Raw genomic sequence first — 17699 nt, 5'->3', positions numbered from 1 at the left:
CTTACCTGAACGTCTTGCGCGGATCGAAGGCGTCGCGCACCGCTTCGCCGATGAAGATCAGGAGCGATAGCATGATCGCGACCGAGAAGAAGCCGGAGAAGCCGAGCCAGGGCGCCTGCACGTTGGACTTGGCCTGCGACAGCAATTCGCCGAGCGAAGGCGATCCGGGCGGCAGGCCGAAGCCCAGGAAATCGAGCGCCGTCAGCGTCATCACCGAGCTCGACACGATGAAGGGCAGGAACGTCATGGTCGCCACCATCGCATTCGGCAGCAGGTGGCGGAACATGATGACCGGGTTGGACACGCCGAGCGCCCGCGCCGCCTGGATGTATTCGAAGTTGCGCCCGCGCAGGAACTCGGCCCGCACGAGACCGACCAGCGAGACCCAGGAGAACAGCAGGAGGATGCCGAGCAGCACGAAGAAACCGGGCACGAGCACCGAGGACAGGATCAGGAGAAGATAGAGCGAGGGAATCGCCGTCCAGATCTCGATGAAGCGCTGGAAGATCAGATCGACCCGACCGCCGAAATATCCCTGCACCGCGCCCGCGGCGATGCCGATGACGGACGAGATGATGGTGAGGCAAAGGCCGAACAGCACCGAGATGCGGAACCCATAGATCAGCCGCGCGACGACGTCGCGGCCCTGATCGTCCGTGCCGAGCCAGTTGTATTCGAGGTCGCGGCAGCTCTTCAGCCCCTTCTTCTCCACCACCGGCTGGCACTGCTTCTCGGTCAGCATCCAGGTCGGCGGCGACGGCGCCGGCGTCGGCAGGTCGAGATTGTGAGTATCGTAGGAATAGCGGATCAGCGGCCAGACGATGCTGCCGTTCTTGTCCTTGATCAGCTTCTGCAAGTACGGGTCGCGATAGTCGGCCGCCGTCTCGAAATCGCCGCCGAAGGTGGTTTCCGAATAGGTCACGAAAGCGGGCCAATAGAGCCGGCCGTCGAACTTGATCAGGAAGGGGCGGTCGTTGGCGATCAGCTCGGCGAACAGCGAGACCACGAACAAGGCGATGAAGATCCAGAACGACCAGTAGCCGCGGCGATTGGCCTTGAAGTTCTGCCAGCGCCGCCGGTTGAGCGGCGAAGGCGCAAACGGCTTGCGCGTGATCGGAACGGCGTCGCCAAGGGGCGACTTCGCTGTGGTTTCGATCGGCGTCGGCGCGGTCAGCGTCATCAGACCTCCCGCGCCTCGAAGTCGATCCGGGGGTCGATCCACATATAGGTGAGGTCGGAGACCAGGTTGATCACGAGGCCGACCAGCGAAAAGATGTAGAGCGTGCCGAACACCACGGGATAGTCGCGGTTGAGCACGCTCTCGAAGCTGAGCAGGCCCAGCCCGTCCAGCGAGAAGATGGTCTCGATCAGCAGCGAGCCCGAAAAGAAGGCGTGGATGAAGGTGCCGGGGAAGCCCGCGATCACGATCAGCATCGCGTTGCGAAAGACGTGTCCGTAAAGCACCCGGCCCTCGCTGCAACCCTTGGCGCGCGCAGTCATGACGTATTGCTTGCGGATCTCGTCCAGGAACGAGTTCTTGGTCAGGAACGTCATGGTGGTGAACGCGCCCAATCCCATCGCGATCAGCGGCAGCGTCAGATGCCAGAAATAATCGATGATCTTCCAGTACCAGGGAAACTGCGACCAGCCGTCCGAGGTCAGTCCGCGCAGCGGGAACCAGTTGAAGAAGGAGCCGCCGGCGAACAGGATGATGAGCAGGATCGCAAACAGAAAGCCGGGAATCGCATAGCCCAGCACGAGAATGGTCGACGTCCAGGTGTCGAAGCGCGTGCCGTCCTTGACCGCCTTGCGGATGCCGAGCGGGATCGAGATCAGGTAGGTGATCAGCGTCAGCCAGATCCCGAGCGAGATCGAGACCGGCAGCTTTTCCTTGATGAGCTGGAGCACGCTGACGTCGCGGAAATAGCTCTTGCCGAAATCGAAGCGGGCGAAATTCCACACCATCAGCGCGAAGCGTTCCGGGGCCGGCTTGTCGAAGCCGAACTGTGCCTCGAGCTTCTTGATGAAATCGGGATCGAGGCCCTGCGCGCCGCGGTATTTCGAGTTGATGGCATCGCCGCCGGCGCCGACTTGTCCCGGCGCGCGCTGTGCAAAGTCACTGCCGCCCGAAATGCGCGAGGTGCCGCCGGTATCGGCCCCCGAAAGTTGCGCGATCACGCGCTCGACCGGGCCGCCCGGCGCGAACTGCACGACGACGAAGGAGACGAAGAGGATGCCGAGCAGGGTCGGAATCATCAGGAGGAGACGGCGGGCAATATAGGCGCTCATGATTATTTCGCCTGCTCCAGCTTGGCGGCCTTGGCCGGTTCATGCCACCAGATATCGGGCGCGCCCACGCCGTTGGCGTAACGCGGCAGCTTCGGCGGATGACCGAACTGGTCCCAGTAAGCCAGCCGATGCGTCTTGTTGTACCATTGCGGCACCCAATAGCGGCCGGCGCGGAACAGACGATCGAACGCGCGGCAAGCGACGGTCAGCTCCTCGCGGCTGTCGGCCGCCATGATCTTCTCGATCATGGCGTCGATGGCCGGGCTGGCGACGCCCGCAAGATTGTACGAGCCCTTGGTATTCGCGACCTGCGAGGAGAAGAACGCGCGCATGGCATCGCCAGGCGTCGCCGACATGCTGAAGCGCTGGATCGTCATGTCGAAGTCGAAATCCTCCACGCGCGCGCGATATTGCACGGCATCGACCAGACGGAGACTTGCTTCGATGCCGAGCGTTGCCAAATTCTTGATATACGGCGCGTGATGCGGCTGAAGCGACGGCTCCTCCGCCAAGAATTCAATCTTGAATACCTCTCCGCTCGGCAGCATTCGCTTGCCGTCCTTGATCGGATAGCCGGCTTCGTTGAGCAGCTGCTGCGACTTGCGCAAGAGCGCGCGGTCCTGCCCCGATCCATCGGAAACCGGCGGCGCGAAGGGCGCAGCGAACACTTCGTCGGGAACCCGGCCGCGGAACGGCTCCAGCAGCTTCAGCTCTTCCGGCGACGGCGGCCCGTTGCTCGCCATGAGATCGGAGTTCTGGAACGGCGACACCGTACGGGCATAGGCGCCGTACATGATGGTCTTGTTGGTCCATTCGAAGTCGAACGCATCGATCAGGGCCTCGCGCACGCGCGGGTCCTTGAACTTATCGCGCCTAGTATTGATGAACCAGCCCTGCGCGCCGGACGGCGTGTCGTCGGGCACGACCTCGAGCTTGACGCGGCCCTCCTTGACGGCGGCAAAATCATAGCGCGTCGCCCAGATGCGCGAGGTGAACTCCTCGCGGTAGAGATAGTTCTTGCCGGTGAATCCCTCGAAGGCGACATCGCGGTCGCGATAGAACTCATAGCGCACGACATCGAAATTATAGGTGCCGCGGCAGGGCGGCAGATCGGCAGCCCACCAGTCCTTGACCCGCTCATACTCGATGTAGCGATTGACCTCGAACTTGCTCACCTTGTACGGACCCGATCCCAGCGGAATCTCCAGAGACGATTCATCGAACGGGCGAGAGGCGTAATAGGCCTTCGAGAAGATCGGCAGGCTCGCGGCATAGAGCGGCACGTCGCGCGCCCGCCCCTTGGCAAAGGTGACGACGAGCGTTGCATCGTCGACCGCTTCCGCGCCGACCATGTCGCGGAGCTGCACCAGGATCAGGGGATGCCCCTTGGTCTTCAGCGCCATCAGCGAAAACGCCGCATCGTGCGCGGTAAGCTTGGTGCCGTCGTGGAATTTCGCCTCCGGCCGGATCGTGAAGCGGTAGACCAGCCTGTCCGGCGAGATCTGCACGGATTTGGCGGCGAGCCCATACATCGCATCAGGCTCGTCGCTCGCGCGCACCATCAGCGGTGCGAATGTCATGTCCATGCCTTGCGCGCCATCGCCCTTCAGGATGAAGGCGTTGAGCGAGTTGAAGGTCTGGTAGGACTGGTTATAGGCCCGCACCGACGGAATCAGCGAGAACGTGCCGCCCTTCGGCGCATCGACGTTGACGTAGTCGAAATGGTGGAAATCGGCGGGATATTTGAGATCGCCGAACGCCGAGATGCCGTGCGCCTCGGTCCCGGCTTCCGATGCACCCGCACGGCGCAACGGCGCCCCCATGGACGCCCCGAGGGCGCCGCCAACACCCAAGGCCAGCACGTGGCGGCGTGACATCTGCGTCATGCGGGGGATATCCTTCACGACTTCTTTGCGATCCGCGCCGCCTTGTCTGCGTCGTACCACCAGATGAACGGGAAGCCGGACTGACCGTATCTCGGCAATTCAGCCGGCCGGCCAAAGCGGTCCCAGCGCGCCGTGCGGATCTTGTTGTAGGTCCACTGCGGCACGACGTAGTGATTCCACAGCAGCACGCGGTCGAGAGCCTTGGTGGCTGCGACGAGATCATCGCGATCGGTGGCGTAGATCAAGCGCTCGATCAGCTTGTCGATGGCCGGATTCTTGATGCCCGCGATATTGCGCGACCCCGCGATATCGGCCGACTTGGACGACCAGAACTCGCGCTGCTCGTTACCCGGCGACTGCGACTCGCCCCACGAGTTGGTGACGATGTCGAAATCCCACTCGCGCGTCCTGTTCTCGTACTGGGTCGGATCGACCGTCCGCACGCTGACGGCAATGCCGAGCCGCTCCAATGACGGCTTGTAGAACAGGGTGATCCGCTCGAAGCTCGGATCCGAGTTCAGCAGTTCCAGGGTGAACTGGGCGCCGGTCTTGACGTCGACCAGCTTGCGGTCGCGCACCTCGTAGCCGGCTTCCTTGAACAGGCGCAGCGCCTCGCGCAGATTCTCGCGCACAGCCTCCGGACTGCCCCCCACCGGATTGCTGTAGGCCGTCGTGAAGACTTCGGGTGGGACCTGGGCGCGCACGGTCTCGAGGATCTCGAACTCCTTGCCCTGCGGCAAGCCGGTCGCCATGAGCTCCTCGATGCCGTCGAAATAGCTGCTGACGCGCTTGTACTGGCCGTAGAAGATCTGCTTGTTCATCTCCTCGAAGTCGAACGCAAAGTTGAGCGCACGGCGCACGCGCGGGTCGCTGAACTTGCCGCGGCGCAGGTTCGGCACGAAGGCCTGCATCACGCCTGAGCTGCGATTGACGAATTCCTCGAGGATCACGCGCTTTTCGGTCACGGCCGGGAAGTCGTAGGCGGTCGCCCAATTCTTCGCGCTGTTCTCGGTGCGCCAATCGACCTGGTCGGCCTTGAAGGCCTCGATCGCCACGGTGGCGTCGCGGAAATATTCGTAGCGCAGCTCGTCGAAATTGTTGCGGCCGACATTGGCAGGCAGGTCGCGGCCCCAATAATCCTTGACCCGTTCAAGTGCGATCGACCGTCCTGCAACGAAGTCCTTAACCCGGTAGGGACCGGAGCCGAGCGGCACTTCGAGCGTCGTCGCCGAAACGTCCCGCTTGCGGCCCTGCGCGTCGGTCCCCTCCCACCAATGCTTCGGCAGGACCGTGAGCTGGCCGACGATCTGCGGCAGCTCGCGGTTGCCCGGCGCATCGAACACGAATTTCACCTCGCGCTCGCCCACCTTCTCCGCCCGGACCACATGGCTGTAATAGGCCGAGTACATCGGGTGGTGCTTCTTGAACGAATCGAGCGAGAAGATCACGTCATCCGCAGTCACTGGCTTGCCGTCGTGCCATTTGGCCTGCGGCCGCAAGCGGTAGGTGACGAAGGAGAAATCGTCGGGATGGCTGACGGCCTCGGCCAGCGCGCCGTACTCGGTCGAGACCTCGTCGAGCGAGGCCGTCATCAGGGATTCGTAGATGAACGCGACGGCACCTGCGACCTGCCCCTTCACGCCCGACACGACGATGTTGAAATTGTCGAAGGTGCCGACGGCGATCTGGCGGGCGACGCCGCCCTTGGGCGCTTCCGGATTGACGTAGTCGAAGCGCTTGAAATCAGCGGGGTACTTGACCTTCCCGAACAGCGACAGCGCATGGCGCCAAGGCAGCTCAGTTGCTGATTGCGCCTGCGCTGAGCCGATGGCGGGAACGCCGGCCGCGGAACCGAGGACGGGAAGCGCTGCGGCCGCAGTGCCTGTGAGCAGGAGATCGCGTCGGGTAATGGCCAAATCAACATCCCTGTCTTGAAGGAGGTTACTCCTTTAAGTTCCCAATATAGGCGAGGTTTCGACCGAATATGTTGCTTTTTCCTCATCTTGAAGGGCCGGACGGCCCGCCAGATGCGGCCAAACGCCCCGATAAATTCACCGGGAGGCCCGGGTACGAAAACGGCCAGGCTTCTCAGCCTGGCCGCCTCTTCCAAGACAGGTTGTTGAGGCCTTACTTCGAGGCCGTCGGCAACGGCTGCGGATGCTCCGACAGCGAATTCAGATAGGCGATGACGTCGGCGCGCTCGGAATCCTTGGCAATACCGGCGAAGCCCATCGCGGTGCCCGGGATAAAGCCCTTCGGATTGGCGATGAACTTGTTGAGATCGTCGAACGTCCAGTTGCCGCCCTTGGCCTTGATGGCGGCCGAGAAGTTGAAGCCACCACGACCCTGGCCCTTCGGCTCGCCGACGACGCCATAGAGGTTCGGCCCGACGCGATTCGGGCCGCCCTTCTCGAAGGTGTGGCAGGCGCCGCACTTCTTGGCGGCGGCGGCGCCCTTCTCGATGGAGGCGGTCTGGAGCAGCTTTTCGATCGGCTCGGACGGTGCGGCCGCAGCGGCGCCTTCCTTGCCGTGGCCGGCATCTTCCTTCACCGCAATCTCGAAGCCCGGCTTTTCCGGCATCTTGGGCGAGAACAGCGCGCCCGCGGTGAAGCTGGTCAACAGCAGGAAGAGACAGGTGCCGAGCACGGCACCGAGAATTTTATTGAGTTCGAAAGAGTCCATTTCCGGCCAGGCCCCACACCGCAAGAAGGATCGAGCGGCCGGGCGGCCGCCAGGACGAGCCTCGGGAGAATCAACCGTTCGCTATCGTTTCCCCGAGTTTTGCCATTGAGATATCGGTTTGCCCGGGGTCTGGCAACCCGTATAAGCGAGCCGCCTTCAGGCTCGTCCCCACCCCCGTGCTCGGCGCGAAAAACGCCCCGTTTCCAGACCCTTGCTCCAAGAACTTGACCCCAAGAACTTGACCCCATGATCGATCCTCGCATCCTGGTGCTGATCCCGGCCCGCATGGCCGCCACCCGCCTGCCCGGCAAGCCGCTCGCCGATATCGCGGGCCTGCCGATGATCGTGCACGTGCTGCGCCGGGCCGAGGCCGCCGCCATCGGCCGGGTCGCGGTCGCAACCGACACGCCGGAGATCGCCTCGGTCGTCACCGCCCATGGCGGCGAGGCGGTGATGACCCGCCCCGATCACCCCTCCGGCTCCGACCGCATCCATGAGGCCATGCAGAAGCTCGATCCGGAAGGAAGGGCCGAGATCGTGGTCAATCTGCAAGGGGATTTCCCAACCATCACGATCGACAACATCCGTGAGGTGCTGCCTCCCCTGCAAGACCCGGCCGTGGACATCGCGACCCTGGCCTCGCAGATCCATACAGAGGAAGAGGACCTCGCGCCCAGCGTGGTGAAGGCGATCGGAACCTCGCTTGGCGGCAGGCGGATGCGCGCGCTTTACTTTACCCGCGCGACGGCCCCTTACGGCGACGGACCGCGTTACCACCATATCGGGCTCTATGCCTACCGTCGCGCCGCGCTGGAGCGCTACGTCTCGCTTCCGCCGTCTCCGCTGGAATTGCAGGAGAAACTCGAGCAGCTCCGCGCGCTGGAGGCCGGAATGCGCATCGACTTCACCATCGTGGATACAGTGCCCCGCGGAGTTGATACGCCGGCGGACCTGGAAACCGCCCGCAGCATCCTTTCCAAATCCTGAGCCGCTGTTACAAGGCCGATCATGAGCAAGATGAAGATCGCATTCCAGGGCGAACCCGGAGCCAATTCCCACATCGCCATCGTCGAGGCCTATCCGGACGCCGAGCCGATGCCCTGCGCCACCTTCGAGGACGCGCTGTCGGCGATCTCGTCCGGCGAGGCCGATCTCGGCATGATCCCGATCGAGAATTCGGTGGCGGGCCGCGTCGCCGACATCCATCATCTCCTGCCGGCCTCCGGTCTCTTCATCATCGGCGAATGGTTTCTCCCCGTTCGGCATCAGTTGATGGCGGTGAAGGGGACCAGGGTCGAGGACATCAAGAGCGTCGAGAGCCATGTGCATGCGCTCGGCCAGTGCCGCCGAATCATCCGCAAGCTCGGCATCAAGCCGATCGTTCACGCCGATACCGCCGGCAGCGCCCGCGACATTTCCGAGCGCAAGGACAAGACGGTGGCCGCGATCGCCTCGCGCCTCGCCGCAAAGATCTATGGCCTCGACATCCTCGCCGAGGACATCGAGGACGAGGCCCACAACACCACGCGCTTCGTGGTGCTGGCGCGCGAGCCGAAATGGGCCGCGCAGGGCTCGGGTCCGCTGGTCACGACGTTCGTTTTCCGCGTGCGCAATCTGCCGGCCGCGCTCTACAAGGCGCTCGGCGGCTTTGCCACCAACGGCGTCAACATGACCAAGCTCGAAAGCTACATGGTCGACGGCAATTTCTTCGCCACGCAGTTCTACGCCGACGTCGACGGCCACCCCGAGGACAAGGGCCTCGCCTTCGCCATCGAGGAGCTGAAATTCTTCTCGCGCGAATTCCGCATCGTCGGCGTCTATCCCGGCCATCCATTCCGCGCGACGTTCAGCGAATCGCAGCAGGACTAGTCTCGTGTCCCGGACGCGCGAAGCGCGAGCCGGGACCCGGAGGCCGCGAGACACGGGGTTGCGATGGGCCCCGGCTCTGCAGCGCACCGCTGAAGAAGCGCTGCGCTGCGTCCGGGGCACGAGACCGCTACGCCGCGCTCTTCGTCAGCCCGAACGCCTCCGCCAGCAGCGAATACGACCTTTTTCGCGCCTCGTGATCATAAACGGCGGTGATGACCATCAATTCGTCCGGCTTGCTCGCCTCGATCAGCGGCTGCAGCTTCCTCTGCACGGTCGCGGGGCTGCCGACGAACAGGCGGGAACGGTTGCGCAGGATCGAGGTGCGCTCGGCGTCGGAGTAGGGATAGGCCAGCGCCTCCTCGACGCTCGGCAGCGGCAGATACTGACCGCGGTCGCGGCGCAGCCGGTTGAGGTCGAACGAAGAGGCGAGCCGTTCGGCCTCCTCATCGGTATCGGCTGCGATGGCGGCGACCGCGAGGATCGCGTGCGGGCTCGCGCGCCAGGCCGAGGGCTGGAAGCGATTGCGGTAATGCACCATCGCATCGACCGCATCGTGGGAGGCGAAGTGATGGGCGAAGGCGAAGCCCATGCCGATCTGTGCGGCCAACTCCGAGGAATAATCGCTGGAGCCGAGCAGCCAGATCGGCGGCAGGGCGGTATCGTCGGGCATGGCGACGACGTTGTTGTAGGGATGCCCGGCGGGGAATTCGCGGGTCTGCCACAGGATCAGTTCGTGCAGCCGCTCCAGAAAATCGTCGCCCTCGCGGCGATCGAGTCGGCTGCGCAGCGCGTAAGCCGTCGCACCGTCGGTGCCGGGCGCGCGACCGAGGCCAAGGTCGATGCGGCCGGGAAACAGCGCCTCCAGCATCTTGAAGCGCTCGGCTACCACCAACGGGGCGTGGTTGGGCAGCATCACCCCGCCGGAGCCGACGCGGATATGCTTCGTCACCGCCGCGATCTGGCCGATCATGAGGTCGGGCGCAGGGCTCGCGACCGAGGCGAGGTTGTGATGCTCGGCGAGCCAATAGCGGACATAGCCGAGGCCGTCGACATGGCGCGCCAGATCGATGCTGTTGCGCAGCGCCGCGGCAGGCTTGGTGCCGGTGGTGACGACGGAGAGGTCGAGAACGGAGAGCGGGATCATGGCGGCCTAACGTAGTGGACGGCCGCGTGGCGGCAATGGGGCGGCTGTGCAGGTCTGACTTGTGCCGGCGCGAGCAGATGCAGCAGCCGGAGGCGATCCGATGGGCCAATTAAGATCTAGATAACGATCGTATCGACTTGCCCACCGACTGAAACTAACCACATCTCGGCTCCACCCCTACGTAATATATTGATATTTAATGATTTTAATGGAGAACGGGTAATCCCACTAGCACCCATACGCGACCGATAATTCCGGAAAAATTGACAGAAGTGGGCCACTTCCCATTCCCGATGGGCTGTCGATCAAGTCGCCTTTGGCTTATCTTGGGCGCCATGTGAGCTGACCGTCGGCCGCCGAATCCGGCGCCGAGACTTTGGCGGCGGCAAAGCTGGAGTGAGTGGGGCCATGACCGATCTGACGATTCCTGCCCGGGCCGACGGGCAAGACGGGCACCTGAAGCGGCCTGCGATCTCCTTCGAGTTCTTTCCGCCGAAGACCGAGGAGATGGAGCGCAATCTCTGGGAGACCATCAACCGGCTCGCCCTGCTCGACCCGAAATTCGTCTCGGTGACCTACGGCGCCGGCGGCTCCACCCGCGAGCGCACCCATGCGACCATCGCCCGGATCCTGAAGGAAACCGCGCTGCTGCCGGCGGCGCACCTGACCTGCGTCGGCGCCTCGCGCGGCGAGATCGACGAGATCGTCGACCGCTATCACGAGGTCGGCGTCCGCCACATCGTCGGCCTGCGCGGCGATCCCGCCGGCGGCATCGGCACGCCCTATGCCAGCCATCCCGACGGCTACCAGAGCTCGGCCGAACTCGTCGCCGGGATCAAGAAGCGGCACGCCGATATCGAAGTGTCGGTCTCGGCCTATCCCGAGAAGCATCCCGAGGCGCGCGACTTCGACGCCGACATCGACACGCTGAAGGCCAAAGTGGACGCCGGCGCGACGCGCGCGATCACCCAGGTGTTCTTCGACAACGACCTCTACTTCCGCTATCTCGACCGCGTCCGCGCCCGCGGCATCGACATTCCGATCGTGCCGGGCATCATGCCGATGCACAATTTCAAGCAGGCGCGCAATTTCGTCACCCGCGCCGGCACCACGGTGCCGGACTGGTTCGCCGCGAAATTCGAAGGCCTCGACGACGATGCCGAGACCCGCAAGCTGGTGGCCGCAACGGTGGCCGCCGGCCAGGTGCAAAAGCTCGCCAAGCACGGCGTCGACACCTTCCATTTCTACACCATGAACCGCGCCGATCTCGTGTTCGCGATCTGCCATTTGCTCGGCATCCGCGCCAAGAGCGTCCAGAAGGCTGCGTGAGAGAAAATGACCGTCCCCGTTTCCGCCAAGCGAACTGCCCTGCTCAACGCCGCGCGCGAGCGCATCCTGGTGCTCGACGGCGCCATGGGCACGATGATCCAGAATCTGCAGCTCGACGAGCAAGCGTTCCGCGGCGAGCGCTTCAAGAACTTCCATCGCGACCTGCGCGGCAACAACGATCTCTTGATCCTGACCCAGCCGCAGGCGATCGAGGACATCCACGCCGCCTATTTGCGCGCCGGCGCCGACATCGTCGCGACCAACACGTTCTCCACCACGTCGATCGCGCAGGCCGACTACGACCTCGCCGACATCGTCTACGAGATGGCGCGTGAAGGCGCCCGCCTCGCCGGCAACGCCGCACGGCGCGTCGAGGCCGAGGACGGCAAGCCGCGCTTCGTCGCGGGCGCCATCGGCCCGACCAACCGCACCGCCTCGATCTCGCCTGATGTCTCCAATCCCGGCTATCGCGCCGTCACCTTCGACGACTTGCGCAAATCCTATGGCGAGCAGATCCGCGGCATGCTCGACGGCGGCGTCGACCTCCTGCTTGTCGAGACCATCTTCGACACGCTGAACGCCAAGGCGGCGCTCTATGCGATCGCCGAGATCACCGAAGAGCGTGGCATCGACATGCCCGTGATGGTGTCGGGCACCATCACCGACAAGTCCGGCCGCCTGCTCTCGGGCCAGATGCCGGAGGCGTTCTGGAATTCGGTGCGGCACGCCAAGCCCGTCACCATCGGCTTCAACTGCGCGCTCGGCGCCGAGGATCTGCGCGCGCATATCGCGGACATCGGCCGCGTCGCCGATACGCTGGTCTGTGCCTATCCCAACGCCGGCCTGCCCAACGAATTCGGCCAGTATGACGAGAGCCCGGAGTACATGGCGCGGCTGATCGGCGAGTTCGCCCGCGACGGCCTCGTCAACATCGTCGGCGGCTGCTGCGGCACCACGCCGGACCATATCGCGGCGATTGCAGCGGCCGTCGCCCCGCACAAGCCGCGCATCGTTCCCGAGATCGAGCCGCGCCTGCGGCTGTCCGGCCTCGAGCCGTTCGTGCTGACGAGTGCTATTCCCTTCGTCAACGTCGGCGAGCGCACCAACGTCACGGGGTCCGCCCGCTTCCGCAAGCTGGTCACCGCCGGCGACTACACCGCCGCGCTCCAGGTCGCGCGCGACCAGGTCGAGAACGGCGCGCAGATCATCGACGTCAACATGGACGAGGGCCTGCTCGATTCCGAAGCGGCGATGGTGACCTTCCTCAACCTCGTCGCCGCCGAACCCGACATCGCCCGCGTCCCCGTGATGGTCGATTCCTCGAAATTCTCGGTGATCGAGGCCGGCCTGAAATGCGTGCAGGGCAAGCCGGTGGTCAACTCGATCTCGATGAAGGAGGGCGAGGAGAAGTTCATTCACGAGGCCAAGATCGCCCGTCGCCACGGCGCGGCCGTGGTGGTGATGGCGTTCGACGAGGTCGGGCAGGCCGACACGTTCGCGCGCAAGACCGAGATCTGCAAGCGCGCCTACGACATCCTGGTGAACAAGGTCGGCTTCCCGCCTGAGGACATCATCTTCGATCCGAACGTGTTCGCGATCGCGACCGGCATCGAGGAGCACAACAATTACGGCGTCGACTTCATCGAGGCGACGCGCTGGATCCGGCAGAACCTGCCGGGCGCGCATGTCTCGGGCGGCGTCTCCAATCTCTCCTTCTCGTTCCGCGGCAACGAGCCGGTGCGCGAGGCCATGCACTCGGTGTTCCTGTATCACGCCATCAAGGCCGGCATGGACATGGGCATCGTCAATGCCGGGCAGATGATCGTCTATGACGACATCGATCCGGAGCTGCGCCAGACCTGCGAGGACGTCGTCCTCAACCGCGATCCGGGCGCGAGCGAGCGGCTCCTGGCACTCGCCGAGAAATTCCGCGGCAAGAAGACGGAAAGCAGGGAGGCCGATCTCGCCTGGCGCGAGTGGCCGGTGGAGAAGCGACTGTCGCATTCGCTGGTGCACGGCATCACCGAATTCATCGAGCAGGACACCGAGGAAGCCCGCAAGACGTCCTCGCGCCCGCTCGACGTGATCGAGGGCCCGCTGATGGCCGGCATGAACGTGGTCGGCGACCTCTTCGGCGACGGCAAGATGTTCCTGCCGCAAGTCGTGAAGTCCGCGCGCGTGATGAAGCAGGCGGTGGCCTGGCTGATGCCGTTCATGGAGGAGGAGAAGGCGCGCAACCTCGCCAACGGCATCGGCACCGAGGGCTCCTCGTCCGCCGGCAAGATCGTGCTTGCGACCGTCAAGGGCGACGTCCACGACATCGGCAAGAACATCGTCGGCATCGTGCTCCAGTGCAACAATTTCGAGGTCATCGACCTCGGCGTGATGGTGCCCGCGGCCAAGATCGTCGAGACCGTGAAGGCGGAGAAGGCCGACATCGTCGGCCTCTCGGGCCTGATCACGCCCTCGCTCGACGAGATGGCGTTCTTCGCCGGCGAATTGCAGCGCGAAGGCCTGAAGCTGCCGCTGTTGATCGGGGGCGCCACCACCAGCCGCGTGCATACGGCGGTCAAGATCGACCCGAGCTACCGCGCCGGCCCCGTCGTGCATGTCAACGACGCCAGCCGCGCCGTCGGCGTTGCGTCCTCGCTGCTCTCGCCGGAGAAGCGCGAGGCTTATGCCGCCGAGGTGCGCGCCGAATACGCCAAGATCTCGGAGGCGCATCTGCGCGCGCAAGCCGACAAGAAGCGGCTGAAGCTGGCTGACGCCCGCGCCAACCGCGTGCCGGTCGATTTCGCCGCCAACAAGCCGGTGAAGCCGACCTTCCTCGGCATCCGCAGCTTCGACGACTACGACCTCGCCGAACTGATCGACTACATCGACTGGACGCCGTTCTTCCAGACCTGGGAGCTCGCGGGACGCTTCCCCGCCATTCTCGACGATGCCAAGGTCGGCGAGGTCGCGCGCTCGCTCTATGACGATGCACGCAAGATGCTCGACACCATCGTCAAGGAGAAGTGGTTCCGGGCCCGCGCGACGATCGGCTTCTGGCCGGCCAATGCAGATGGCGACGACATCGTGGTCTATGCCGACGAGAGCCGGACCAAGACAATCGCGACGCTGCACACGCTGCGCCAGCAGTTGGAGAAGCGCGAAGGCCGCTTCAACGCGGCGCTGGCCGACTTCGTCGCGCCCGCAGGCGTGCCGGACTATGTCGGCGGCTTCGTCGTCACCGCCGGGATCGGCGAGGACGCGGTCGCCGACCGCTTCAAGATGGCCAACGACGATTATTCCTCGATCCTGTGCAAGGCGCTGGCCGACCGCCTTGCCGAAGCCTTTGCCGAACGCATGCATGCCCGCGTGCGCCGCGAGTTCTGGGCCTATGCACCTAGCGAGGCGCTCTCCAGCGAGGAGCTGATCCTGGAGAAGTATCAGGGCATCCGCCCGGCGCCGGGCTATCCCGCCCAGCCCGACCACACCGAAAAGGCGACGCTGTTCGAGCTGCTCGACGCCGAAGCCACCGCCGGCGTGAAGCTGACCGAGAGCTTTGCGATGTGGCCGGGCTCCTCGGTCTCGGGCCTCTACTTCGCGAATCCCGCGAGCTATTACTTTGGCGTCGGCAAGATCGAGCGCGACCAGGTCGAGGACTATGCCGCGCGCAAGGGCATGAGCGTCGCGGAGACCGAGCGCTGGCTCGCTCCGGTGCTGAACTACATCCCGTCGCAGCAGGCCGACAAGACCTTTGCGGCCAAGCCGGCGAACGACGAGACCCCGGAGAATCTCGCCTCGCATCCGCCGGGCTGCACCTGCGCGGTGCACCTCGTCTGGCAGAAGAAGCGCGCGGGGGCGGGGTAGGCCTGTCCGCCAAACAAAAAGTGCGAAAACAACCCCATGCACAGTAGAATGGGGTTGAAAAGGTTGAGTAATTTCGGCCGTGTCGAAGCCGCTTTGCGGCGTCGGGCAAAACAGGGGTAGGATGGCATCATCGGTTGCTGTGTGGCCCTGGCAACCCCCACGGATGCAAGTGCCTTTCGCCTCCTCTCGATCTCGTGCCCCGGACGCTGCGCAGCACGAAGTGATGCGCTGCAGAGCCGGGCCCACGTCTCCCAGCAATCCGTGCCACCTGGGTCCCGGCTCTGCAGCGCAGCGTTGCACGCTGCGCCGCGTCCGGGACACGGGGTCCCTCACCCCTTCGGCGGCGCCAGGGGCTGCACGATCTCCTGGAACGGTGCCAAGGCCTCGCAACGCTCGGCGTGCCCCGACAGCGCCGGATAGCGCGAGGCGTCGAACAGCTGCGGATGCGCTTCGCGGGTGAAGCGAACGACACAGGCGACCGCGACGTCGGCGTGGCCGATGCGGTCACCCAGCCAGTACGGCGTCGTCACCTTGGCCCGCTCTGATTCCAGCACGCCGAGCACGTCGCCGATCTGCGCCTGGCAGCGCTCGACCCAGAGCGCGAGCTGCTCCTTTCGCAGCACGCGCTCGTAGAGCAGGCTGACCGCCTTGTCGCCGAGGCCGGAGGCCAGCGCGCAGATGCGCAGATGCCTGCGCCGCTCAACGCCGGCGCGCGGCAGCATCGCCTTGGCCTCGCCGACGAGGTCGTCGAGATAATCGAGAATGATCGTGCTCTCGATCAGCGCCTCGCCGTCGTCGAGCACCAGGGTCGGTACCCGGCGCAGCGGATTGTACGGCGCGATCTTGTCGGCATCGCCGAAGGTCGACCACGGCCTGTGCTCGAAGGGAAGCCCGTAAAGCTTCAGCGCAATCGCGACGCGGCGGACGAAGGGGGAATCATATTGGCCGATCAGGAACATGGTTCGCGCTCTTCTCAATCGTTGAACAAGGCAGGGCCGATCAGTCTCCACGACCGGCTCGGTGCGGCGCAACAATTATCTCGGAAATGGAGCATTGCGCCGGCCGCAACGACGCCCGCGATGCCCTCACTCGCCATCCGTCAAAGACCGTCCTGGATCGAGCGCTTGATCGCGGCGATGGCGGTCTCGTTGCGCTTGTACATCGTCCATTGCTTGATCCGCTTGGCGCGCACCAGCTTGGCTGATGTCAGCACCCGCATGTGCTCGCTCACAGTCGGGGCGCTGACGCCGAGCTTTTCGGCGATCAGCAAGCCGCAGACGCCGTCCTCGACCAGGTCGCCATCAGCCTGCTCGCGAAAATGCTTCCGCGGATCCCGCAGCCATTCCAGGATCTGCAGGCGGCGTTCGTTGGCGAGCGCACGCAGGGCGAGGGCAAATTTCATTTAGCCATTTTGCTAATTACCTAATTGATGTCAACTCGTCGATGCGCTATTCTGCGTGGCATCATGACAGCGACAATGGACATCACGCGGGAGCGGATCGCGTCGACCGAGCCGGTCATACGCCCGCATATCAGGCGCACGCCGCTTGTTCAGGCCGATCTCGCCGATTTCGGTCTGCCGGCCGCGCCGGTCACGTTCAAGCTCGAGATGCTGCAGCATTCCGGATCGTTCAAGGCGCGCGGCGCCTTCGCCAATCTGCTGCTGCGGGAGGTGCCGCGGGCCGGCGTCGTCGCCGCATCCGGCGGCAATCACGGTGCGGCCGTCGCCTATGCGGCGCAGCGGCTCGGCGTTCCCGCCACGATCTTCGTGCCCGACATCACCTCGCCGGCCAAGGCCGAGCGGATCAGAAATTATGGCGCGAAGCTCGTGATCGCGGGCAGCCGCTACGCCGATGCGCTCGCCGCAAGCGAGGCGCATGTCGCGCAGACCGGCGCGCTGGCGGTTCATGCCTACGATCAGGCCGAGACCCTGCTCGGCCAGGGCAGCGTCGGACTGGAGCTGGAGCAGGATGCTCCCGGCATCGACACGCTGCTGGTGGCGGTCGGCGGCGGCGGGCTGATCGGCGGCATTGCGGCATGGTACGGCGGCAGGATGCGCATCGTCGCGGTGGAGCCGGAGCAATCGCCAACCCTGCACAGCGCGTTCGAGGCGGGCGCCCCGGTCGATGCGCCGGCCGGAGGCATCGCCGCCGACAGTCTTGCGCCGCGACGCGTCGGCGACCTGATGTTTCCGGTCGCGCGCGCCCATGTCGAGCGCGTCGTCCTGGTCAGCGACGATGCGATCCGGCAGGCCCAGGCCGCCCTGTGGTCGCACCTGCGCCTCGTCGCCGAGCCCGGCGGCGCCGCCGCCTTTGCCGCGGTTCTCTCCGGCCGCTATCGTCCGGAGCCGGGCGAGCGTGTCGCGGTTCTGCTTTGCGGGGCGAATACGACGGCGGTGAATTTCGATAGCTGATGGCGGGGTGTGGCAGCGCGCGATCTACCTTCCGGCCGGAGCAGACGGGCCGACGTAGTCTAACGCGATGCAGCGGGGTTCTGGCTGGGGCCGGGGAAGCATGAGGTATTTCGAGGTTTAAGACCGCATACCCGCTCGCGAACTTACTTGTTGAGGGTGCGGCACCAGCGTCTATCAACCGGCTATCCGATAAGTTAGCATTTTCGCCTCCCAGGACGAGGGGCTCACGAAG

13 protein-coding genes are annotated in these 17699 nt (G+C 64.7%); 5 read left to right on the top strand and 8 right to left on the bottom strand.

Annotated elements, in window-relative coordinates:
• Position 1 precedes the first annotated feature (1 nt).
• From DCM79_RS23830 to DCM79_RS23810, 5 genes are all read right to left on the bottom strand, one after another.
• Positions 2-1180, bottom strand: a complete 1179-nt coding sequence (locus DCM79_RS23830; RefSeq protein ID WP_028138546.1) for an ABC transporter permease — start codon at positions 1178-1180, stop codon at positions 2-4.
• Complete coding sequence (locus tag DCM79_RS23825) at positions 1180-2289, bottom strand: microcin C ABC transporter permease YejB (RefSeq protein WP_028138547.1); 1110 nt, start codon at positions 2287-2289, stop codon at positions 1180-1182. Before DCM79_RS23825 ends, DCM79_RS23830 begins: the two co-directional genes overlap by 1 nt.
• Before the next feature lie 2 nt (positions 2290-2291).
• Positions 2292-4175 (bottom strand): extracellular solute-binding protein, encoded by a 1884-nt coding sequence (locus DCM79_RS23820; RefSeq protein WP_257176616.1) that lies wholly within the window; start codon positions 4173-4175, stop codon positions 2292-2294.
• 14 nt (positions 4176-4189) lie between these two features.
• Positions 4190-6091 (bottom strand): extracellular solute-binding protein, encoded by a 1902-nt coding sequence (locus DCM79_RS23815; RefSeq protein WP_257176615.1) that lies wholly within the window; start codon positions 6089-6091, stop codon positions 4190-4192.
• 211 nt (positions 6092-6302) lie between these two features.
• Positions 6303-6857, bottom strand: coding sequence for a cytochrome c family protein (locus DCM79_RS23810; protein ID WP_257176614.1), 555 nt, complete (start codon positions 6855-6857; stop codon positions 6303-6305).
• Positions 6858-7103: 246 nt separating this feature from the next.
• Here DCM79_RS23810 and DCM79_RS23805 point away from each other — a divergent pair, with 246 nt between their 5' ends.
• Entirely contained in the window at positions 7104-7844 is a 741-nt protein-coding gene (locus tag DCM79_RS23805; RefSeq protein WP_257176613.1) for a 3-deoxy-manno-octulosonate cytidylyltransferase, read from the top strand.
• Positions 7845-7865: 21 nt separating this feature from the next.
• Entirely contained in the window at positions 7866-8726 is an 861-nt protein-coding gene (locus DCM79_RS23800; RefSeq protein WP_257176611.1) for a prephenate dehydratase, read from the top strand.
• Positions 8727-8853: 127 nt separating this feature from the next.
• Here the strand turns inward: DCM79_RS23800 and DCM79_RS23795 are convergent, their stop codons facing one another.
• Positions 8854-9870: an LLM class flavin-dependent oxidoreductase gene (locus tag DCM79_RS23795; protein ID WP_257176610.1), complete on the bottom strand. Its 1017-nt coding sequence runs from the start codon at positions 9868-9870 to the stop codon at positions 8854-8856.
• Positions 9871-10278: 408 nt separating this feature from the next.
• Here DCM79_RS23795 and metF point away from each other — a divergent pair, with 408 nt between their 5' ends.
• On the top strand, positions 10279-11199 hold the full coding sequence (metF, locus tag DCM79_RS23790) for a methylenetetrahydrofolate reductase [NAD(P)H] (RefSeq protein WP_257176609.1): 921 nt from the start codon (positions 10279-10281) through the stop codon (positions 11197-11199).
• A 6-nt stretch (positions 11200-11205) separates the two neighbouring features.
• Positions 11206-15054, top strand: a complete 3849-nt coding sequence (metH, locus tag DCM79_RS23785) for a methionine synthase (protein ID WP_257176608.1) — start codon at positions 11206-11208, stop codon at positions 15052-15054.
• A 329-nt stretch (positions 15055-15383) separates the two neighbouring features.
• Here the strand turns inward: metH and DCM79_RS23780 are convergent, their stop codons facing one another.
• Positions 15384-16013 carry a glutathione S-transferase family protein gene (locus DCM79_RS23780; RefSeq protein WP_257176607.1) on the bottom strand — a complete coding sequence of 210 codons (630 nt, stop codon included), beginning with the start codon at positions 16011-16013 and terminating at the stop codon, positions 15384-15386.
• A gap of 140 nt (positions 16014-16153) precedes the next feature.
• On the bottom strand, positions 16154-16456 hold the full coding sequence (locus tag DCM79_RS23775) for a helix-turn-helix transcriptional regulator (protein ID WP_257176606.1): 303 nt from the start codon (positions 16454-16456) through the stop codon (positions 16154-16156).
• Positions 16457-16483: 27 nt separating this feature from the next.
• Between DCM79_RS23775 and DCM79_RS23770 the strand changes: the two genes are divergently transcribed.
• A complete protein-coding gene (locus DCM79_RS23770) occupies positions 16484-17467 on the top strand; it encodes a threonine/serine dehydratase (RefSeq protein WP_257176605.1) in 984 nt (327 codons plus the stop codon).
• Positions 17468-17699 lie beyond the last annotated feature (232 nt).

The organism is Bradyrhizobium sp. WBOS07, assembly GCF_024585165.1.
GTDB classification, from domain to species: domain Bacteria; phylum Pseudomonadota; class Alphaproteobacteria; order Rhizobiales; family Xanthobacteraceae; genus Bradyrhizobium; species Bradyrhizobium japonicum_B.
This window is presented reverse-complemented; position numbering and strand designations above follow the sequence as displayed.

Bases quoted from the DNA above. Each gene is read 5' to 3' on its own strand.
- DCM79_RS23800 (WP_257176611.1), top strand. From the start codon at position 7,866: ATGAGCAAGATGAAGATCGCATTCCAGGGCGAACCCGGAGCCAATTCC.
- DCM79_RS23810 (WP_257176614.1), bottom strand. From the start codon at position 6,857: ATGGACTCTTTCGAACTCAATAAAATTCTCGGTGCCGTGCTCGGCACC.
- DCM79_RS23825 (WP_028138547.1), bottom strand. From the start codon at position 2,289: ATGAGCGCCTATATTGCCCGCCGTCTCCTCCTGATGATTCCGACCCTG.
- DCM79_RS23775 (WP_257176606.1), bottom strand. From the start codon at position 16,456: ATGAAATTTGCCCTCGCCCTGCGTGCGCTCGCCAACGAACGCCGCCTG.
- DCM79_RS23830 (WP_028138546.1), bottom strand. From the start codon at position 1,180: ATGACGCTGACCGCGCCGACGCCGATCGAAACCACAGCGAAGTCGCCC.
- DCM79_RS23805 (WP_257176613.1), top strand. From the start codon at position 7,104: ATGATCGATCCTCGCATCCTGGTGCTGATCCCGGCCCGCATGGCCGCC.
- DCM79_RS23820 (WP_257176616.1), bottom strand. From the start codon at position 4,175: ATGACGCAGATGTCACGCCGCCACGTGCTGGCCTTGGGTGTTGGCGGC.
- DCM79_RS23780 (WP_257176607.1), bottom strand. From the start codon at position 16,013: ATGTTCCTGATCGGCCAATATGATTCCCCCTTCGTCCGCCGCGTCGCG.
- metH (WP_257176608.1), top strand. From the start codon at position 11,206: ATGACCGTCCCCGTTTCCGCCAAGCGAACTGCCCTGCTCAACGCCGCG.
- metF (WP_257176609.1), top strand. From the start codon at position 10,279: ATGACCGATCTGACGATTCCTGCCCGGGCCGACGGGCAAGACGGGCAC.
- DCM79_RS23795 (WP_257176610.1), bottom strand. From the start codon at position 9,870: ATGATCCCGCTCTCCGTTCTCGACCTCTCCGTCGTCACCACCGGCACC.
- DCM79_RS23770 (WP_257176605.1), top strand. From the start codon at position 16,484: ATGTCAACTCGTCGATGCGCTATTCTGCGTGGCATCATGACAGCGACA.